Here is a 19165-nt window from a genome sequence, read left to right on the forward strand (position 1 = left end):
TCAGTGACCAAGAAGAGCCATCATCCGGAGACCTCGTGGCCACCATACCGGTGACGAGGCGGTTCGACCTGACCGACGCTCAGTGGGCGGTGTTGGAGCCGCTGCTGCCCACGGCACGGACGGGACGTCCGTCGAAGTGGACGAAACGGCAGCTCATCGATGGAATCCGGTGGCGGGTCAGGGTGGGTTCGCCGTGGCGGGATGTCCCGGCGATGTACGGACCGTGGCAGACGGTGTACGGACTGTTCCGGCGGTGGCAACGGGATGGGACATGGTGGCGGATCGTGACCGGACTGCAGACGCAGGCTGATGAAGTCGGGTTGATCATTTGGGACGTGAGCGTCGATTCCACGATCACCAGGGCGCACCAGCACGCGACCGGTGCCCGTACCGCCCCGGACGATCAGAAAGAGCCGCCGGGCGGTGTGGACGTCGAGCCGGCCGACCATGCGCTGGGTCGTTCCCGTGGCGGGCTGACCACGAAGCTGCACCTCGGGTGTGAGCAGGGCCAAAAGCCGCTGTCGATGCTGATCACTGCTGGGCAGCGCGGCGGCAGCCCGCAGTTCATCCGGGTCCTCGACAACATTCGGGTGCCACGTCCCGGTGGCGGTCGACCACGCACCCGACCCGACCGGGTCCTGGCCGACAAGGCATACACCTCGAAGGCCAACCGCGACTACTTGCGCCGACGCGGCATCAAGGCGACCATCCCGACCAAGGCCGACCAGGACGCCAACCGCCGCAAGAAAGGGTCGAAGGGCGGCAGACCCCCGGCGTTCGACCCCGCCATCTACAAGCAGCGCCACGCCGTGGAGTGTGGTATCAACCGGCTCAAACGCCACCGCGGCGTGGCCAGCCGATACGACAAACTCGCCGTGCGCTACCAGGCCACCATCCACATCGCCGCCATCGGCGAATGGCTCTGAGCAGCTTCAGGGCCGCAGACCGCCATCGCGAAGGAGACCGCCGACGAGGTCGGCGGCCTCTCCTGCGTCCCGAAGATTAATCAACGTCACGCCGTCGCGGTCCAGCGACAGCTCGATGTGATGCAGAACGGCGTGTGCTAACCGCGCAGCAGGATCCTGATCGACGCCGGCAAGCGCTGCGGCGGCGCGTTCCATCAGCGCCTTATCCCTGATCAGCACCACTTGAGGATCGTTGGGCAACCGGACGGAGTCGAAGCTCACGCCGCGGAAGTCGCAGCCGTCGAGCACGGCCTCGGTAAGATCGACTTCAAGCATCGGGTTCCCGTCGGGCTTGCCTTCACCGAGCAGCCGTCCGTCAAAGACGACGTCGCGCAGCGGCCCGGCGAACGTGCACCGGATGAGGCTGGATTGCCAGAAGTTCACCCGCTCGAGCTCTGCGAACGCGAAGTCGCAGTCCTCGTACGTCGCGGCGCTCGTCGTGGCGTTACGCAGTCGCGCCGAACCGAAATGCACACTGCGGTACCGGTTGCCGCGTCCTTGGTACCACTCGCCCAGCGTTGCGTTACGCAGATCCGCCTTGAGGAACGAGGTGTCCATGACCAGACAGGCGCGAAGGTGCCAGAACTGACAGTCAGCCGAGTCAAACCGACAATCCGCGATCACGCTGTCGACGAATCGAAGGTTTGCCGCCATCGCTCCGGAGAAGTCCAGTCTTCGAAGCTCGACCCCGTCAAGAAGCGAGAAGTCCGCAGTGAGCGGGATGAAACGCAGGTCGACTCGGCCGTCGATCGATTCGAGGCCGAGCCCGTCCAGTGGCTGCCTGTCGCGGAGTCGCCGCTCCGCGGCGCGGACCAACTCGCGGCCGTCGGCGGTAGTCCAACGTCGCTTTAGGGCGGCGGAGCTCTGCGTCATGCGCGCAAGAGTACCCATTGCCACCCGTACAACCGTCGGACGTTATGAAACAGGCCCTTTTTTTAGGTGGCCACCCTCCGACATCCGGCGGCCGCCGTACGTGATCAACCGACAGGGACGCGAGTGACGCCCGGCGTTGCTACGGTGTCGGCCGTGAGCCCAGGGCAATCATGGCGGAGCGGATGGCAACGAGCCGCCATGCCGGGACAGGAACTGCTCCAGAGGCACCAGCAGGAGGTCGCGGCACTTCGGGATAGTTCATTTCGCGTGTTCCGCAACGCCCTCGCCAATGTCCCGATCTTCTTCGCGGTTGTCTCGGGGTTCTTGATCTTTTCGGGCGACGTCACGCGGACGACCCTGATCCCGATGTCATTGAGCGTTGTCGGTGGCGCCTTTGGTATCTCCACCTATCTGGTGGGCAACCCAACCGTGCCCGCCCGTCGCCTGCTCGTCGCCGCGCTGGGCTTGGCCGCGCTGGGCTTGGCCGGCATGATCCTGGTGCGAATGCTCTGAGCTGGGACAGCCTCGGCTTGACGGATCCTTGACACCGTTCCGGCACGGTGTCCACGGAAAGGAGCGTCAAGATGACTCGACGTATAAGGCGGCTCGCCGTTGCGGTCGGGGCCGCGCTCGCCGCCAGCACGGGGCCGGGCTGCTCGGCGCCGGCCAGGCAGGAGCGGCTGGTCCGAGCCAGGTACCGCCGGAGGGCACCGTCTGTACCAGCCAGATCCGGGCGGACGCTTATGGGTGAGATATATCCATAGAGACATATCTCAATCATGGGGCCGACTCAAGTCCGTTCCGGTCGGAAGTGGCGCTTCCAGGGCCGCGAGCCAGGTGGCGAGCAGGTGTTCCAATGCGGCGGAGTCGTCCGGCGGCAGCAGGTCGAGGAGGCGGCGTTCGTTGCGCATGTGCTCGGCGAACGCCTGGTCGATGAGTTTCCGGCCGGCCTCGGTGAGCGCGACCACCCGGCCTCGCCCGTCGGTCGTACTGGGGCGTCGGCTGACCAGCCCGTCGCGCTCCAGTCGGTCGATCCGCTTGGTCATCGCCCCGGTGGTGACCATGGTGAACGCGGCCAGCTCGCCGGGAGCGCGCTCGAAGGGCTCGCCGGCGCGTCGCAGGGTGGCGAGGACGTCGAACTCACCCTCGCCCAGCCCGTACCGCCGGTAGACGACCTGGAGCTGCTCGCTGAGGTGCCCGGCGAGGCGGTGCAGCCGGCCGATCACGCCCTGTGGGCGTACGTCGAGGTCGGGGCGCTCCCGGCTCCATGCCTGCTGGATCCGGGCCACGTGGTCCAGGTACTCGGTCACACCCGCCACTATAGCTTCCACGGAAGGTATAGTGGCTTCCGTGGAAGCTACTTTTCGCTGGGTACCCGTCACCGCGATCGCCCCGGTGGCCTGGGGCGCGACCTACTTCGTCACCCACCGGTTCCTGCCGGCCGACTATCCGCTGTACGGGGCCGTCATCCGCGCACTCCCCGCCGGCCTGCTGCTCGTGCTGGTACGCCGGACGCTGCCGCGCGGCTCGTGGTGGTGGCGATCGCTGGTGCTCGGCACCCTCAACATGGGCGCGTTCTTCGCCCTGGTCTACCTGGCGGCGCAGGTCCTGCCCACGAGCGTCGCCTCGACGATCATGGCGACCGCACCGGTGATGATGATGCTGATCGCCTGGGCGGCACTCTCCGAACGCCCCCGGGCGGCACACCTGGCCGGCGCCGGCATCGGGATCGGCGGCGTCTGCCTGCTCCTGCTGGACGGCGCGGTCGCCGTCGACCTCTCCGGGGTACTCGCCTCGGTCGCCGCCATGCTGATGTCCTCGCTCGGCTACGTGCTCGCCAAGAAGTGGAGCGCGGGCGTTCGGGCGGATCCGGCTGCCGACCGGCCGATCGACGTCTTCTCGCTGACCTCGTGGCAGCTCGTCGCCGGCGGCGTGGTGCTGCTCCCGGTCGCCGTCGCGGTGGAGGGACGGCCGCCCGCCCTGGACGGGCCGGCACTGGTCGGCTTCGGCTACGTCACGGTGGTGGCGACCGCGCTCGCCTTCGCCGCCTGGTTCACCGGGCTGCGGCACCTGAGCGCCGGCACCGTCGGCCTGATCGGGCTGCTCAATCCGGTCACCGGGGTACTGCTCGGCACGGTGATCGCCGACGAGACCCTCACGCCACAGCAGGTCTGCGGACTCGTCCTGGTCTTCCTCGGCATCCTGCTCGGGCAACCCGCCACGGTACGCCTCGTCGCGCTCCTCCGGGCGGCCCGAGCCGCCCGCGCCAGGCGGGCCGAGGAGCCGGCCTCCCTCTGCACGGGCTGACACCGCGAGTCTGCACGGGCTGACACCGCGAGTCGGCGGCGACCGGTTACCCGGCCTCACCCTCGTCGGGCGAGGTGCCGTGCGGCAGCCATCCGGCGAGTACGGCCGGGTCGGCGACGCCGCCTTCCACCTGCTCCCGTTCGGGCCCGGTCAGCGGGACCTCCCGCAGCCGGGCGCCCCATTCGGGTACTCGGTCGGGCTCGTCCAGCGCGATCGACAGTTCGATCAGCGCGGCGAGCGCCAGGGCTCGGTCGAGATCGGATGCCGTCTCGCCGTGTCGGCGCAGCCCGGAGTTGAGTGCCCGGAACGCGGCCCGGTCGTCGGTCTTGAACTCGCGTAGGATCCGGGCGTTGTCCAGTACCTTCGCCAGCCCGGTCAGCCGCTTCGAGCCGCCGTACTCCAACTCCTCCGGCTCGTCCCGACGGATGAAGATGATCGAGTTGCCGGACGGGTCGACGATGCTGAACCGGGATGCGCCGGACCGGTAGCGGGTGATCCTCGGCAGCCCCTTTCCCAGCACCTTCCCGTACGTCTTCCGCATCGCCGCCACGAACGCCGCGTGGTACGGCGCGACCGCCCCGACCATCACCAGGCAGCCGCCGGTGTTCTCCAGCGTCGGGTCGAGCCCGGCCGGCGCCGCCCCGTAGTGCAGCTCGAACCCGCTGCACCGCAACGCCAGGTAGAGGTACGGCTTCCGCTGTTCCCAGGTCACCTCGAAGCCCAGCGCCCGCCAGAATGCGAGCGTCTCGTCCGCGGACACACAGTGCAGCAGCGGCACGGTCGTCTCGTCCGGCACGATCCGCTCGTCGGTGGTCGTCATCGATCCCTCGTCCCCGTCCCGGCCATCAGGTCCGGCCATTAAGTCCGGCCATTGTGCCAGCGCACCGGCACCATCCGCCTATGAGCGCCGCCTATGAGCGGGCAGGACGGGCTGTGAGCGAGGAGGACGGGTACCAGCTCCGCTCACTCCGACGACTCCGCCCGCGCCGCCCCGTCCACCCGGTGTTGCTCCGCCGGGCCGACCGTGGCGACGTTGTACCCGTCGGGGTAGGTCTTCGCCCGCAGTCCACCGTCGAGGTACTGCTGTCGGCGCGGTGCCGCCCCGTGCCGCAGGTACCCGGCGCGACCGGCGAGCCCGCCGGACAGCAGGGCCCGGGCCCACCACGGCGGCGGGGTCACGCCGACGGCCGCCCGCAGCGGTGGGTCGAGCAGCGCGTCGGCGACCCGCTCGCCGACCGGTACCAGTGGCTTCGGCAGGTCGGCGAGGAGCCTCTTGGTCGCGGTGATGAGCTGCCGGGCGGCCGGGCTGGCGGCGAACCGCTCCGCCTCGAACGCGTCGTACCAGTGCGCGTAGCTCTCCAGGTCCGGCGGGATGCCGGTGATCCGCAGCCGCCGGCCGAGTTCGGCGTAGAAGTGGTAGATCGCGGCACGCTCGTGGCAGCACAGCGCCCGCCAGCCGTACCGGTCGATCCAGCGGGTGCCGACGAAGACGAAGGTGCCGAGCACGTAGAGGTAGTCGTCGTTGTCGATGGCGTACCGGCGGTGCAGTTGGTTGAGCCGGCGGGTGGCCGCCCGGCCCAGCGGGTGGTCGAGGCCGTACTCGATCAGGGTGTACATCAGGATGCCGGTGTCGTCGGCACGGCGCTCGGTCCGAGTCGTGGTCTCGCCGGTCGCGGCGAGCAGTTCGGCGATCGACGGCACCGCGAAGGTACGCCAGAACGCCAGCAGCAGCCCCATCCGGACGTCGAACGGGAATTCCCACAGCGCGGTGGTCCGGTAGATCTGGTGACAGTCCCGCACCGGGTCGAGTTCGCGGATCTCCCGTAGCCGGTCGAACCGGCCGGGCCGGTGCAGCATCTGTGCGGTCAGCTCCTCACCGGCGTACCCGGGGAGGTGGCCGTGGCCGTCGCCGGTGACAGCCGGCGCAGGGCCGACGAGACCTGGCCGAGGAATTCCAGGTCACCGACGAGGTCCCCGTCGTCGTCCGGCGGTGCCGGCGGCGCGGAACGGCTGTCCCGGGCTGCCGGACCGGCCGGAGGCGCCGCCTGCCGCTCCGGGGCCGCCGCCCGCAGCCGGGCGAGCGCGTCCCGGATCCGGACCGCCTCGCGGGTCGCCGCGGCCGTCGCCCCGCTGCTACTGCCGCCGCTGCTGCGGGCCGGCGGCGGAGTCTCGTCGGTCGGTGCCAGGTACGGCGCGAGCGCGAGCCGGCCGTCCCGGATCTCGATGACCCGTCGGTAGAGCGCGAAGTCGAGATCGCGCAGCATCCGCAGGTCGTCCCGGCGGGACGCGGGCGGGTCCAGGGCGATCTCCGGCATCACCTGGTACATGGCGTGCCACAGCGGATAGAGCCGGAGATAGGTGCGGGCCCGGCCCAGCCGGTCGGCAGCGGCGGAGAGGTTCGGTCCCCAGGACGGGATCGTGAAGCCGATCGTGATCACGAGCGCTCCGAGGCAGGCGCAGAGCGTACCGACGTCGCTCAGCAGCGGCAGCCTTGTGCCGAGCCAGGCGGCGACGACGTACCCGCCCTTGCCCAGGCAGTAGCCGAGCGCGACGATCGATCCGGCCGCGACCAGCCGCAGCCCTCGGCGCAGCCACGGGCGGCCGTCGGTCCGGGCGACCCGGTTGGCGAACTGGAGGCTGCGCCAGGCGGCGACGCCGAGCCCGAAGGCGAAAGCGGAGACGTAGACCAGCAGGAACGTGCCGCCGACCGGGCGGGGGCCGTAGATGTCGTCGAAGTCGCTCGGCGCCTCGACGGTGGCTCCGCTGTTGGCGAAGAGTACCGCCATCGCGACCAGCACCAGGCCGTAGAAGACCGCCAGCACCCTGGCCCGGGGCAGCGCCTCGGCCGCCGGCATGTGCCAGAGCATCAGCATGACCAGCGCGGTGATGCTGTATCCGACGATGCAGCTGTAGACCAGCAGCGAGGCGAGGTTCGGTACCCCGAAGAAGCGGCTCACCGCCGTGTAGACGGCCGGGACGGCCATGGTGAAGCCGGCCGCCGGCAGGGCGATGCAGAGGGTCAGCACCCACAGGTTCAGGTTGCGGGGGTTGCGGGCGAGTGCCGCCACCTTGTAACCCACCGCGATCCACGCCGCCGCCGCGCAGAACAGGAAGATGCCGCTCTTACCGTCCATTCGGCAACACTCTAGTGCTCCAGGGACTGGCCGAGCCGCTCGACCACCGGGTCGCTCGGGGTACGCGGGGCGGGCGGGCGCCACAGTCCGGCCCGCTGCCCGAGCAGCGAGGCGAGGGTCTCGGCCTCCTGCTCCTCCTGGCTGCTGTAGTTGGTCCGGGCGAACATCGACCGCACCACCCCCGGGTCGAGGTGCCGGAACAGTTGTCGGCTGCCCTGCACGTCGTCGACCAGGTGCAGCCGGTGCTCCAGCAGCAGGTGCGCCAGCTCGTGCAGGGCGATGTGCACCCGTTGCACCCCGGTCGCGGCGGAGGTCACCACCAGGTAGTCGGCGACGTCGGTCGAGACGCAGAGCCCGCACGGCGCCCCGGGCGGCAGGTCGAACGCGATCAGGTGGACCGGACGTCCCCGGTCGGCGCCGAAGTCGCTGATGAACGTGTCGAGGTCGAACGGGTCCGGCACCCGGATGCCGCGTGCGAGCTGCTCACAGCGCCGGCGTACCTGCCGTAGCGTCATGGGCCCACCGTCCCTCTGCGCGGCGTGCTGTCGCCAGACCGCGATCCGCATTCACGCGCCATCATCCGCGTCCGGCTTGCCCTGTTCAAGGGCGCGAATCACCCCGAGCAGCTCGGTGAGGGCATCGATCGCGGACTGTGCCTCCGGGATGACGGACTTGCGCAGCGCGACGGTGCGGGCGCGGACCTGCTGCAACGCGGCGGCGAGGTCGAGTTCCTTGTCGACGTCGGCCGCCAGCCGGTCGCTGGTGAAGTATTCCACCGGTACGCCGAAGAACTTCGCCAGCGCCCGGAGGTGGCTGAGGTTGGGGTCGGCCTTCTTGCCGGTACGCAACTGTCCGATGTAGGTGTGCGAGATCGACTCGCCCTGTGCGGTGATCGTGTCCGCCACCTCGCGCAGGCTGTAGGCGGTGCCGTCGGACTTCCGGATCCGGTCGAAGAGCCGGTCCAGCCGGTCGGCCAGGCTCCCCGGGCTGCGGAACTCGCCCGCCTCCTCAGCCATCTGGCCTCCTCCGGACTGGTGCCAATCGTTTACAGCATGCCACAGCTCTGTCCACAAATGTTGACGGGATCACCTGCCGTGTGCGTATCATCGCTGCGAACGCGCGGGCAGGCATGCCGGAAGGATTATGCCGGGACGCGCGTACGGGGAGGTGTCGTCTGTACAACGGGGGAGACGGGAGCGGTGTCACGACACCGTGGCCCGTCGTACTGACGACATGTGCGGACCATACGCCGGGGGCGGCGGGTCCGTGAGCCCGACGGTCGGCGTCGGGCGCTCGGCCGGGGCAGGGGTTCCGCCGGGCGTCCGACGCCAGATCCATCTGCGAGCCACCCTCCGGCCGGGCGTCAGGCATACTCCGGCCGGCGTTCAGGCGTACTGGAGGTCGGCCACCGCGATGCGGTCGCCGGTGTAGCTGAACCGGTAGTGGGCCCGCCAGCCGCTGGAGCCCTCCGGTGCCCAGTGCACCAGCAGATCCTGCCCACCCGCCATCGGGGCCACCTCGACGACCTCCAGCCGGCCGCCGATGACCTCGTGCTCCGCCCAGCTCCGGATCGCGTCCCGGCCGGTGATCCGGCGGGACACGTCGACCACCGTCCCGTCCTCGGCGAACGCGGCGACCAGCGCGGCCAGGTCGCCGTCGTTCACCGCGTCGACGTACGCCCGGCCGGCCGGAGCCAACTCCGCACCCGCCGCCGGCCCGGTCGCCCCGGCCGACGGGGAGGCCGCCGGCGCCCCGGTCGGGTCGCCGGACCGGGCCGGATCCGCGCCGCACGCGGTCACCGTGCCGAGTGCGGCCACCGCCGCCAGCAGGGCGACCCATCGGGTACGGCGACTCCGCCCCATCCGGTCCGTCGGCTTCCCAGAGTGGTTGTGCACGTCCGTCCTCCTGCTACCTTCGCCTGACGTCCTCCTGCACCGCCACGCTAGGAGCGCCCCGGCCCCGGCCGGTTGTACGTTCTTGCGGATTCGGCGTACCGGCCGGGGCGGACGCCGACCACCCGGGTGAAGTGCCGGGTGAAATGGCTCGGATCGTGGAAGCCGGTCCGGTAGGCCACCTCGGTCACGCTGTGCGCGGCGAGCAGGAGCCGGCGGGCGAGGTTGATCCGGGACTGCACCAGATAGGCGTGCGGGGCAAGCCCGAACTCCTGGCTGAAGGTGCGGGCCAGGTGGTAGGGGCTGAGGTTGGCCACCCGGGCCAGCTCGGCCAGCGACACGTTGCTGGCGAGGTTGTCCCGCAGGTACGCCCGCGCCTGGTGGGCCGCCCGCCGGGCCGAGGTCGGCCGTCGGCCCGGTGACCGCAGGCCACCGTGCCGGCCGAGCAGGCTGGCCAGCGCCGACTGTGTCAGGCAGTCCAGGGCGAGCCGGCTCTCCCGCGACTGGTACGCCCGGTGCAGCCGGGTGAACCGCCGGAACAGCTCGTCGTCGGGTACCACCAGGTCGGGCAGCCGCGGTTGGCCGGTGGGCCGCCCGGTCAGCTCGACCGCCGTGTCGGCGACCGACCCGGGATCGAGGTAGAAGACCCGGTAGTCGGCGTCGGTACCACGATGGTCGACGTCCCGGGTCTCGTGCACCTCGCCGGGTGGCACCACCGCCAGGCTGCGCGGCGGCACGGTGTGCCAGGCCCGGTCGTACCAGACCCGTCCGGGCAGCCCGAAGTTGAGGCAGAGCTGGTATTCCTCGTGCGCGTGCCGGGGATATGCGACGGCCGGCCCGGGGGCGTACCGGTACCGCTCCAGCAGGACGCCGTGCACGGACCACGCCTCGATCCGGGGCTGCCCCGTCGGCACCGGCACCGCGTCCCCCTCCCGCCGCCGCCACGCTACTCGGTGCGGGTCGCCGGCCGGGGTCGCGCCGCTGTTGCCGGCCGGGGTTCGGCCGGGGATCCGGTGCGGAGGACGCCTCCTCCTCCGCACCGGACGTCCGGCGCCCCGTCGAACGCGGAGGGCGCGGCCGGTGGGGACTCAGCTCGCCGTGCAGGTGGGTGACATGCCGGTCCCGCTGCCGGTGCCCTGGAAACCGAACTCGGTCGACTGTCCGGGGGCGATCCGGCCGTTGAAGCTTACGTTGGTGAAGGTGACCGCGCCGCTGCTGCCGCTGCGCTGGCTGTTCCACGAGTTCGTGACCGTGGCGCCGGACGGCAGGGTCACCCGTACCGACCAGCCGTTGGTGCCGGACGAGCCGGCGGTCACCCGTACGGTGGCCACGAAACCGCCGTTCCAGGAGTTCAGCGACACGGTCGCGGTGCAGCCGCCCGGTCCCTGCGTCGGCGGGTTGGTCGGCGGGTTCGTGGGCGGGTTCGTCGGGGGATTGGTCGGCGGGTTGGTGCCGTCGGGCGCGACGGCCCGGCCGGTGGTCGGGGAGATCATCCCGGGGCAGAGGTTGCGGTTGGCCAGGTTCGCAACGATCTGCGGAACGGCGCTGATGGTGGTCTGGTAGCCGTCGTGCATCAGGATGACGCCGCCGTCGGTGAGGTTGTTGGCGGCCTGGACGATCTGGGCGGTACTGGCGCCGTTCCAGTCCTGGGAGTCCACACTCCACAGCACCTCGGTCAGTCCGAACTGGGCCTGCACCGAGCGCAGCGTGGCGTTGGTCTCCCCGTACGGCGGCCGGAACAGCCTCGGCGCGGTGCCGGTGGCCTGCTGGATGGCCTGCTGGGTCTGGCTGATCTCCGAGGTCATCTGCGCGGTGCTGAGCTGGGTCATGTGCGGGTGCGTCCAGCTGTGGTTGCCGATCCACATCCCGGCCTGCTGCTGGGCGCGTACCAGCGTGGGGTTCTGCTGGGCCCGCTGGCCGATGTTGAAGAAGGTGGCCCGGGCGCCGGTCGACCGCAACGCGTTGAGCAGCGCGTTGGTGGTACCGGTGTTGGGGCCGTCGTCGTAGGTCAGCGCCACGTAACCGTTGCAGGCCGCGGCGGCGACCGGTGGGGCCGCGACGGTCAGGGCGACGGCTCCGGCGGCGACGGCCAGGGCGGTGGCGGCGAGCGCGGCGTACAGGCCGCTCGGCCGGGAACGCGGACGGGGCATGGCGGCTCCTCGGTGCGTGGCAGGGCTGGCCTGCCGGTGGTGGCGGTGGGAGTTGAAACATTTCGCGGTGTCGATCGAAATATATTCAACGGCAATGGTCGATGTCTAGTGGCATCGTGCCGAGTGGAGCCGATTGCGGGGTTCCGGCCGTGCCGGCCCGGCGCCTCGGTGCCCTCAGTACTCCCGGCGCTGCCAGGCGGCGGCCATCAGCGCCCGGGTCAGCTTCGGTTGGCACAGCACGGGGGTGCTATCGACGTACTGGTCGATCCCGCCGACCGGGGGCAGCCCGGCGATCTCGGGGTCGGCGATCCGGGCCAGCAGGGCGGACGCGAACCGGTCGGCGTCGATGACCGGGTACGGCCGGTCGTGGAACCACCGCCGGGTCGGGTCCACCGGTTCGGCCAGGCCGAGCCGGTTCTGCCACGCCCCGGCCGCCTCGTAGGCGGTGCAGAGCGCCGCCTGCCGCGCCGAGGCGTCCCCGCTCAGCGCCTCGTCCAGCGCGACGGCGACCGCCGACGCCTCGGGGGCGACCGCCGACGCCTCGGGGGCGACCGCCGATGGCTCGGGGGCGGCCAGCGACGCCTCGGGGGCGACTGGCGATGGCTCGGGCAGGGTGGTGAAGGCGCTGCCCAACCACTTGCCGTACGGCGGGTACCGGCGGGCCAGCAGCAGGCAGAGCCGCATCACGTCCCGGACCAGCCGGGCCGCCAGTATCCGGCTGCCCGCCTCGGATCCGGCCTCGGCGGCCCGTCCCACGAACGGCTCCTCCTGGCCGATCCGGGCCCACTGGCAGGCCAGCAGGTAGCGCCAGACGTCGTCCGGATACCAGCGCAGGCGCGCCCGGATCGCGGTCAGCTCGCCGAGGTCGTCGCGGAACACGGCCCCGCCGGTCACCTCGGCCAGCAGTTGCGCCGGGGTGGCCAGCCAGTCGAGGGTCCGCACCCCGGACCGGGGATCGAAGGCAAGTTGCGTGTCACACCAGGTGCCCAACTCGGTGACCTGTACCAGGTGCGCCACCGGCCCGTCGGTCGCGGCCAGCACCCGGGCCCGGCCCGCCGCCGGGACGAAATGCGTCGGCCAGCCGCCGACCTGCTTCGGCAGCCGCTCGGAGAGCAGCGTCGAAACCCGCTCGCCGTACCGGACGAGGTCGTCGGGGGAGAGGAACAGGGTGAGCCGGGGACCCCAGTCGTGGTCGACCGAGCGCTCGGTGTCGAAGCCGAGCACCTCCGACCCGGAGCCGAGCCGGGCCGCCGCGTAGCGCAGCTCCGGGTACGCCTCGGCGAGCAGCGGGCGTACCGCCTCGGTGTAGAAGAGCCGGCACAGTCGCAGGCCCGGCACGAACGGTCCCCACATCCGGCTCACCGTACGGCCGGCGGTTCGCGGCCGGCCAGCGAATTGTCGAGGTGCGGGGCTGTTGGCGGGTTGCGTTGGCGGGTTGCGTCTGTGCACTCCCGTCCGCCGACTCGGCCGCCTGACAGCGCTGGCAGCGCCTGGCAGCACCCGACAGCACCGGACCGGCGGCGGGGGAGGACGGCTCGACCCGGCGGGCTACTCGGCGTCGAGGTAGCGCCACTGGCCGTCCTCGCGGCCGAAGCGGCTGCGCTCGTGCAGCTCGCCGGGGTGGCCCGACTGTCGATAGTGGGCCCGGAACTCGACGGTGCCGGTGGTGTCGAACAGTCCACCCCGGTCGGTGTCGAGGATGTCGAGGCGGGTCCACCGGTGCGCCGGGTCGAGCGCCAGTCGCGCCGGGCGGGTGCGGGAGTGCCAGGTCCGGAGCAGATAGCCGGTGTCGCCGACGGCGTACGCGCTGAACCGCGAGCGCATCAGCGCCTCGGCGGTCGCCGCGACCGTACGCCCCTGGTGCAGTGCGCCGCAGCACTCCTCGTACGCCGGTCCGGAGCCACACGGACACGGCCGCCCGGTTCCGTCGCCGCCGGCCCGGCGGGTCTTCCGTTTCGCCACCCGACGATTGTCGCCCCCGTTCCGCCCTGCTCGACGGCTGCCCGCGCCACCGGGACCTGACCTCCGCCCCGGCGTCCCGCCGCCGGCCGCGCGGAGCGATCCCGGTCACGATCACTGACAGCCGTACCCGCCGGCTGTGAAGCTGGACCGGCGCTGTGCGGAGCCGGTCGAACGGCGACCCGTCCGGGCAGCGCGTTCGGACGGGGTGTCGCTGTGCGAAGGGTGCCGGGTCTCCCGGTGAAGGTGCTGCCGGGCTGGGCCGCGATCGGGCTGACGGTGTTGGCCGGGGTCGGGTCGGCGGCGCAGAACCTGGCCAACGCCGAGATGGGCGAGCGGACCGGTCACCCGATCATCGGGGCACTGGTCAACAATGCCGGGGGTGTGGCGCTGGTCCTGCTCGGCCTGCTCGCGCTGCCGTCGATGCGCTCCGGTCTCGGGGTGCTGCGTCGGACCAGGCTGCCGTGGTGGACGTATCTGGGCGGGCTCTGCGGGGCGTTCTTCATCGTCGCGGCGACGTACGTCGTGCCGGTGCTCGGGGTGGCGGTCTACACCATCGCCCAGGTGGCCGGCAACAGCGGTGGCGGGCTCGTGGTCGACCGGACCCGGCTCGCCCCGGCCGGCCGGATGGGACTGACCCGGTCCCGGGTGGCGGGTGCGCTGCTCGGGATCGCGGCGGTGGCGCTGGCCCAGTTCGGCCGGCCGGTCGGCGACCTGGCGGTCGGGCTGGTACTGCTCGGTGTCGCCTGCGGGGTGCTGATCGCCGTCCAGGGTGCGTTGAACGGTCGGATCTCCACGGTTGCCAACCCGGCCGCCGCCACCGCGGTCAACTTCGGGGTGAGCAGCGCGGCGATGCTGCCGGTGGCGGCCGTGACCGGCGCGCTGGCCCAGCTCGGCACCGCCGACTGGCCCGACGAGTGGTACCTGTACGTCGGCGGTCCGCTCGGGGTCGCGATCACCGTCGCGCTGCTGGTCGGCATCCGGTCGATGGGGTTGCTCCGCACCGGTCTGGCCCTGGTCGCCGGGCAGTTGGGCGGGGCGCTGCTGCTCGACCTGCGGCCGGGTGGGCCCGGCGCGAGCCTGGCGGTGCTGGTCGGCGCGGTGCTGACCCTGCTCGCGGTGGTGGTCTCCGGCCGGGCGGCCCGGGGTACTCCGGCCGCCACCTGACCCGGCCCGCCCGGTCCCGCCAGCCCGCCCTCGGCGCGGCTGGCGTTCCGGTCGGGTTTGCGGGCTGGCGGCGGCTGGCCAGGTGCCGGATGGCAGACTGGGCGGCGTGACCGAATCCGCCGTCGCCCGTGATCCCGGCACCGTCTTCGTGCGTCCGCGACGCATCCGGGTGGTCTGCTGGATCCTGGCTCCCGCGCTGGTGGTCATGTTCGCCCTGTTGAGCATCGGGCTGCACGGCGCGACCGGGTCCGGGGCGGCCACCTTCCAGCGTGGCGACCAGCTCGCGATGGCCGGGCTGGGCGTGCTGGGTGGCCTGGTGGTGCTGCTCTTCACCCGGCCCCGGGTCGAGGCGGACGCCCGGGGCGTCCGGGTGCGCAACGTCTTCGGCGGCTACGACCTGCCCTGGGACGTGGTCCGAGCGGTGCGCTTCGACCGCAGCTCGGCCTGGGCCAGCCTGGAGCTGCACGACGACGAGCTGGTCCCGGTGCTGGCCCTCCAGGCGGTGGACCGGGAGCTGGCGGTCGACGGGGTACGCGCGCTGCGCGCCCTGCACGCCGCGTACCGGCAGCCCCAGTCGGAGCAGTCGGAACCCGAGGTCACCCAGGGGTAGCGGGCCGGGGACTGATCGTCCGGCGAAGACCCGCCGTCCCCGGCGTGCCCGTTTTGGCATCCTGCGGGCTGACCTGCTAATCTTTACCAGTCGACCACTGTCTGGGTTCATCCACAGGCAGTCAAGAAGCGGAGCGCCTGCTCCCACCCGTGTCGCCTCATCCGGTGGCCGGGTCCGGTCACCGGTTCGGTTCCGCCGATCCGGGGTGCGATCGTCGATCGCGGCAGACCGGTCGAGCGGGCCCTGGCATGCGCCGGGGCCTTCTGCTTTGGGTCGAAGACGTTAGGACCGGCCACCGCTGACGCGCGGCCGGTGAGGATCACCACGAGGAGGCCACATCAGCGTCGAGCCACGCGTGAACGAGCAGATCCGGGCACGTGAGGTCCGACTGGTCGGCCCTGAGGGCGAGCAGGTGGGCATCGTCCCACTGGAGCGCGCCCTACAGCTGGCCGCGGACGTCGACCTGGACCTGGTCGAGGTTGCGCCCATGGCGCGCCCGCCGGTGTGCAAGCTCATGGACTTCGGAAAGTACAAGTACGAGTCCGCACTCAAGGCGCGCGAAGCCAGGCGTAACCAGCAACAGACCGTCATCAAGGAGATGAAGCTCCGTCCGAAGATCGATCCGCACGACTACGAGACCAAGAAGGGTCACGTGGTGCGGTTCCTCAAGGCGGGCGACAAGGTCAAGGTGACGATCATGTTCCGCGGTCGCGAGCAGAGTCGACCGGAGCTGGGCTACCGGCTCCTGCGCCGACTCGAATCCGAGATCTCGGAACTGGGGTACGTCGAGGCCGCTCCGAAGCAGGACGGCCGTAACATGATCATGGTCCTGGCTCCGCACCGGGCCACCAAGGCCGCCGCCACGGCTGCCCGGGCTGGCTCGCCGCGCGAGCGGGAGGCCGGTGCCGCCGAGGCATCGCCGGCTGCCGGAGCGACACCCGGCCCGGCCGGACCCGCCGGAACCACCGGCGAGTAACAGGGGAGAGACGCACCAAGATGCCGAAGATGAAGAGCCACACCGGGATGGGCAAGCGGGTCAAGGTGACCGGCAAGGGCAAGATCGTCGCCCAGCAGGCCGGCCTCCGGCACAACCTGGAGAAGAAGCCCTCCACCCGGACCCGCCGGCTCACCGGCACCGTCGAGGTGGCCAAGGCCGATTTCAAGCGAATCAAGAAGTTGCTGGGCCGCTGACGCGCGCCTCTTGACCCGAAGGAGTAGTTGAGATGGCACGCGTCAAGCGGTCAGTTAACGCCCAGAAGAAGCGCCGTACGGTCCTGGAGACCGCAAGCGGCTACCGTGGCCAGCGGTCCCGGCTCTACCGCAAGGCCAAGGAGCAGGTGCTGCACTCGATGCAGTACGCCTACCGGGACCGGCGCGACCGCAAGGGCGACTTCCGGCAGCTCTGGATCACCCGGATCAACGCGGCGGCCCGCGCCAACGGGATGACCTACAACCGGCTCATCCAGGGCCTGAAGCTGTCCGGCGTCGAGGTGGACCGCAAGATTCTGGCCGACCTCGCCGTCAACGACCCGACGGCCTTCGCGGCCATCGTCGAGGTCGCCCGCGCCGCCGTGGCGGCCGAGGGCACCGGTGGCGCGTCGGCCCAGGCCGCCTGAGCACACCGCGACACCCGATCGAGGCGTCCCGCATGTCGGTAAACCCGCAGGTGGGGCGCCTTGACCATGTCCGGGCACCGGATCAGCCGCTGTTCACTCCGCGTACCCCGAGAATCGTCGCGGCCCGGCGGCTGCACCGGCGCCGGGACCGGGACGCGACCGGGCGGTTCCTGGCCGAGGGCCCGCAGGCGGTCCGGGAGGCGCTGGCCGCGCCGGGCGTACTTGTCGAACTCTTCGGCACGCCGGCCGGGCTCGACCGGTACGCCGACCTCGCCGGCATCGCCGCCCGGGCCGGGGTACCGGTCTCCGGGGTGACCGACGACGCGCTCGCGGCGCTGACCGAGACGGTCGCCCCGCAGGGGATCGTCGCCGTCTGCGCCCGGCTCGACGTGTCGATCGGTACCGCGCTGGAGCGCCGTCCCCGGCTGGTCGCCGCGCTCGCCGAGATCCGTGATCCGGGCAACGCCGGTACCGTACTGCGCACCGCCGACGCCGCCGGGGCGGGTGCGGTGGTCTTCGCCGGGGACGCGGTCGACCCGTACAACGGCAAGTGTGTGCGGTCGTCGGCCGGCAGCCTCTTCCACCTCGACGTGGTCCGGGCCGCCGACCCGGCCGAGGTGCTGGCCGAGTTGCGGGCGGCCGGGCTGACCGTGCTGGCCGCCTCCGGCTACGGCGAGGCGGACCTGGACGACCTCGCCGACTCCGGTGGCCTGGCCCGGCCGACCGCCTGGCTGTTCGGCTCCGAGGCGCACGGCCTGCCGGCGGAGCTGGCCGACGCGGCCGACGCCCGGGTACGCGTGCCGCTGCACGGCCGGGCCGAGAGCCTCAACCTGGCTGCCGCCGCCGCGGTCTGCCTGTACGCTTCGGCCAGAGCCCTGCGGCCCGGGGCCACCCGCGGTGCGCCGGAGAGCGCATAATGGACCCCCGGGGCAGCAGATAGAGACCAGGGAGTTGTCGACCCGATGACCGAGTCCGCGAAGTGGCGCGTAGCCGACGCGCGACGCCGCTCGTTTAGCCAGCCCGCCGGTGTCGGCGGGCGGCAGGGCTGACCTCTTCTCCTCCCTGCGCACCCTCCGTACCGGCGGGCTGCGGCCCAGCCGCCCGTCCGTAGACTCGGGGAGCCGCCCGGAAGGGCGCCCACCGAACCTTTCAACCCGAACAACGCGGCGCCGCCGCCCCGACCCTCACCTCGGGGCCGCCTCGGACCGCAAGGGGAGGGCTGACCAGGGTTCACCGACCTTGTCCACGGCGTCGCCGGTGCTCCGGCGCACCCCGACCGGACCGCCGGGTCCGCGTACCGCCCGTGGGCGGAGCGGTCCGGGTCTCCGGCGGGGTGTCCGGAGGCGTCCGGCGTGGCGCGGGGACATTCGACGTGGAGGCAGCGGGACCACCGCCCGCGACGCAGAGGGAGTAGCCGCACGCCATGACGTATCGCAACGACCCGTACGACCCGAAGCAGGTCGCCCTGCTCGACCCGGAGGCGCTGGCGGCGGCGGTGGCCGACGCGACGGCCGCGTTCGACGCCGCCACCGACCCCGACGGGCTGGCCGAACTGCGCCGGGCGCACCTCGGCGACCGGGCACCGGTCTCGCTGGCCCGCCGGGAGATCGGCGCGCTGCCGCCGGCCGCCAAGTCCGACGCCGGCAAGCGGGTCAACGAGGCCCGCCGATCGATCGAGTCCGCCCACGCCGAGCGGCTCACGGTCGTCCAGGCGGCGCAGGCCGAGCGGATCCTTGCCGAGGAACGGGTGGACGTCACCCTGCCCTACGACCGGCGACCGCGTGGCGCCCGGCACCCGATCAGCACCCTGTCGGAGCGGATCGGCGACCTCTTCGTCGGGATGGGCTACGAGATCGCCGAGGGGCCCGAGGTCGAGTTGGAGTGGACCAACTTCGACGCGTTGAACATCCCGCCGGACCACCCGGCCCGGGGCACCATGGACACCTTCTATCTCGACGTACCGGGGATGGTGCTGCGGACGCACACCTCGCCGGTGCAGGCCCGGACCATGCTGGCCCGCAAGCCGCCGATCTACGTCGTCTGCCCCGGCCGGGTCTATCGGACCGACGAGCTGGACGCCACGCACAGCCCGGTCTTCCACCAGGTCGAAGGGCTGGTGGTGGACGAGGGGATCACCATGGCGCACCTGCGCGGCACCCTGGACCACCTGGCCAAGGCGATGTTCGGGGCCGAGGCGCGGACCCGGTGGCGTCCGCACTACTTCCCGTTCACCGAACCGAGCGGCGAGTTCGACGTCTGGTTCGCCCAGCACCGGGACGGTCCGCGCTGGGTCGAGTGGGGCGGCTGCGGCATGGTCAACCCCCGGGTACTGCGGGCCTGCGGCATCGACCCGGACGTCTACTCCGGATTCGCCTTCGGGATGGGCATCGAGCGGACGCTGATGTTCCGGCACGGCATCGGCGACATGCGGGACATGGCCGAGGGCGACGTGCGGTTCACCCGCGCGTTCGGGGTCGAGGTGTGATCGGGAT

22 protein-coding genes are annotated in these 19165 nt (G+C 71.7%); 10 read left to right on the forward strand and 12 right to left on the reverse strand.

Features of this window, described 5'->3' with window-relative positions:
* Positions 1-35: 35 nt before the first annotated feature.
* Positions 36-926, forward strand: coding sequence for an IS5 family transposase (locus Pma05_RS25475; protein WP_203859990.1), 891 nt, complete (start codon positions 36-38; stop codon positions 924-926).
* A 6-nt stretch (positions 927-932) separates the two neighbouring features.
* Here the strand turns inward: Pma05_RS25475 and Pma05_RS25480 are convergent, their stop codons facing one another.
* Positions 933-1838, reverse strand: a complete 906-nt coding sequence (locus tag Pma05_RS25480; protein ID WP_203859991.1) for a pentapeptide repeat-containing protein — start codon at positions 1836-1838, stop codon at positions 933-935.
* A 198-nt stretch (positions 1839-2036) separates the two neighbouring features.
* Between Pma05_RS25480 and Pma05_RS25485 the strand changes: the two genes are divergently transcribed.
* Entirely contained in the window at positions 2037-2351 is a 315-nt protein-coding gene (locus Pma05_RS25485) for a hypothetical protein (RefSeq protein ID WP_203859992.1), read from the forward strand.
* 260 nt (positions 2352-2611) lie between these two features.
* Here Pma05_RS25485 and Pma05_RS25490 read toward each other — a convergent pair whose 3' ends face one another.
* A complete protein-coding gene (locus tag Pma05_RS25490) occupies positions 2612-3148 on the reverse strand; it encodes a MarR family winged helix-turn-helix transcriptional regulator (protein ID WP_203859993.1) in 537 nt (178 codons plus the stop codon).
* Positions 3149-3188: 40 nt separating this feature from the next.
* Between Pma05_RS25490 and Pma05_RS25495 the strand changes: the two genes are divergently transcribed.
* A complete protein-coding gene (locus Pma05_RS25495; RefSeq protein WP_203859994.1) occupies positions 3189-4145 on the forward strand; it encodes an EamA family transporter in 957 nt (318 codons plus the stop codon).
* Between the two features lie 46 nt (positions 4146-4191).
* Here the strand turns inward: Pma05_RS25495 and Pma05_RS25500 are convergent, their stop codons facing one another.
* The 10 genes from Pma05_RS25500 to Pma05_RS25545 all read right to left on the reverse strand — a co-directional run bounded on the left by Pma05_RS25500 (position 4192) and on the right by Pma05_RS25545 (position 13283).
* Positions 4192-4965 (reverse strand): DUF8817 family protein, encoded by a 774-nt coding sequence (locus tag Pma05_RS25500; RefSeq protein ID WP_203859995.1) that lies wholly within the window; start codon positions 4963-4965, stop codon positions 4192-4194.
* Positions 4966-5108: 143 nt separating this feature from the next.
* Positions 5109-6002: an oxygenase MpaB family protein gene (locus Pma05_RS25505; RefSeq protein WP_203859996.1), complete on the reverse strand. Its 894-nt coding sequence runs from the start codon at positions 6000-6002 to the stop codon at positions 5109-5111.
* 8 nt (positions 6003-6010) lie between these two features.
* A complete protein-coding gene (locus tag Pma05_RS25510; RefSeq protein ID WP_203859997.1) occupies positions 6011-7279 on the reverse strand; it encodes an MAB_1171c family putative transporter in 1269 nt (422 codons plus the stop codon).
* 11 nt (positions 7280-7290) lie between these two features.
* On the reverse strand, positions 7291-7794 hold the full coding sequence (locus Pma05_RS25515) for a hypothetical protein (RefSeq protein WP_203859998.1): 504 nt from the start codon (positions 7792-7794) through the stop codon (positions 7291-7293).
* A 51-nt stretch (positions 7795-7845) separates the two neighbouring features.
* Positions 7846-8295 (reverse strand): helix-turn-helix domain-containing protein, encoded by a 450-nt coding sequence (locus Pma05_RS25520; protein ID WP_203859999.1) that lies wholly within the window; start codon positions 8293-8295, stop codon positions 7846-7848.
* Positions 8296-8664: 369 nt separating this feature from the next.
* Positions 8665-9174, reverse strand: a complete 510-nt coding sequence (locus tag Pma05_RS25525; RefSeq protein ID WP_203860000.1) for a nuclear transport factor 2 family protein — start codon at positions 9172-9174, stop codon at positions 8665-8667.
* A gap of 47 nt (positions 9175-9221) precedes the next feature.
* Positions 9222-10091 carry an AraC family transcriptional regulator gene (locus Pma05_RS25530; RefSeq protein WP_203860001.1) on the reverse strand — a complete coding sequence of 290 codons (870 nt, stop codon included), beginning with the start codon at positions 10089-10091 and terminating at the stop codon, positions 9222-9224.
* 168 nt (positions 10092-10259) lie between these two features.
* Entirely contained in the window at positions 10260-11321 is a 1062-nt protein-coding gene (locus Pma05_RS25535) for a polysaccharide deacetylase family protein (protein ID WP_203860002.1), read from the reverse strand.
* A gap of 174 nt (positions 11322-11495) precedes the next feature.
* On the reverse strand, positions 11496-12674 hold the full coding sequence (locus tag Pma05_RS25540) for a DUF4037 domain-containing protein (RefSeq protein ID WP_203860003.1): 1179 nt from the start codon (positions 12672-12674) through the stop codon (positions 11496-11498).
* Between the two features lie 195 nt (positions 12675-12869).
* Positions 12870-13283 carry a YchJ family protein gene (locus tag Pma05_RS25545; protein WP_203860004.1) on the reverse strand — a complete coding sequence of 138 codons (414 nt, stop codon included), beginning with the start codon at positions 13281-13283 and terminating at the stop codon, positions 12870-12872.
* A gap of 213 nt (positions 13284-13496) precedes the next feature.
* Here Pma05_RS25545 and Pma05_RS25550 point away from each other — a divergent pair, with 213 nt between their 5' ends.
* From Pma05_RS25550 to pheS, 7 genes are all read left to right on the forward strand, one after another.
* A complete protein-coding gene (locus tag Pma05_RS25550; RefSeq protein ID WP_239313042.1) occupies positions 13497-14447 on the forward strand; it encodes a DMT family transporter in 951 nt (316 codons plus the stop codon).
* Positions 14448-14553: 106 nt separating this feature from the next.
* Complete coding sequence (locus Pma05_RS25555) at positions 14554-15057, forward strand: PH domain-containing protein (RefSeq protein WP_239313045.1); 504 nt, start codon at positions 14554-14556, stop codon at positions 15055-15057.
* Between the two features lie 355 nt (positions 15058-15412).
* Positions 15413-16033 carry a translation initiation factor IF-3 gene (infC, locus tag Pma05_RS25560; protein ID WP_130460242.1) on the forward strand — a complete coding sequence of 207 codons (621 nt, stop codon included), beginning with the start codon at positions 15413-15415 and terminating at the stop codon, positions 16031-16033.
* A gap of 20 nt (positions 16034-16053) precedes the next feature.
* Positions 16054-16248: a 50S ribosomal protein L35 gene (gene rpmI, locus Pma05_RS25565; RefSeq protein WP_203860005.1), complete on the forward strand. Its 195-nt coding sequence runs from the start codon at positions 16054-16056 to the stop codon at positions 16246-16248.
* Positions 16249-16280: 32 nt separating this feature from the next.
* Entirely contained in the window at positions 16281-16673 is a 393-nt protein-coding gene (rplT, locus tag Pma05_RS25570; protein WP_203860006.1) for a 50S ribosomal protein L20, read from the forward strand.
* Positions 16674-16705: 32 nt separating this feature from the next.
* Positions 16706-17590 carry a TrmH family RNA methyltransferase gene (locus tag Pma05_RS25575; RefSeq protein ID WP_203860007.1) on the forward strand — a complete coding sequence of 295 codons (885 nt, stop codon included), beginning with the start codon at positions 16706-16708 and terminating at the stop codon, positions 17588-17590.
* 506 nt (positions 17591-18096) lie between these two features.
* Positions 18097-19158, forward strand: a complete 1062-nt coding sequence (gene pheS / locus Pma05_RS25580) for a phenylalanine--tRNA ligase subunit alpha (protein WP_203860008.1) — start codon at positions 18097-18099, stop codon at positions 19156-19158.
* Positions 19159-19165: the final 7 nt, after the last annotated feature.

Origin of the sequence: Plantactinospora mayteni (genome assembly GCF_016862935.1) — a bacterium.
GTDB lineage: Bacteria > Actinomycetota > Actinomycetes > Mycobacteriales > Micromonosporaceae > Plantactinospora > Plantactinospora mayteni.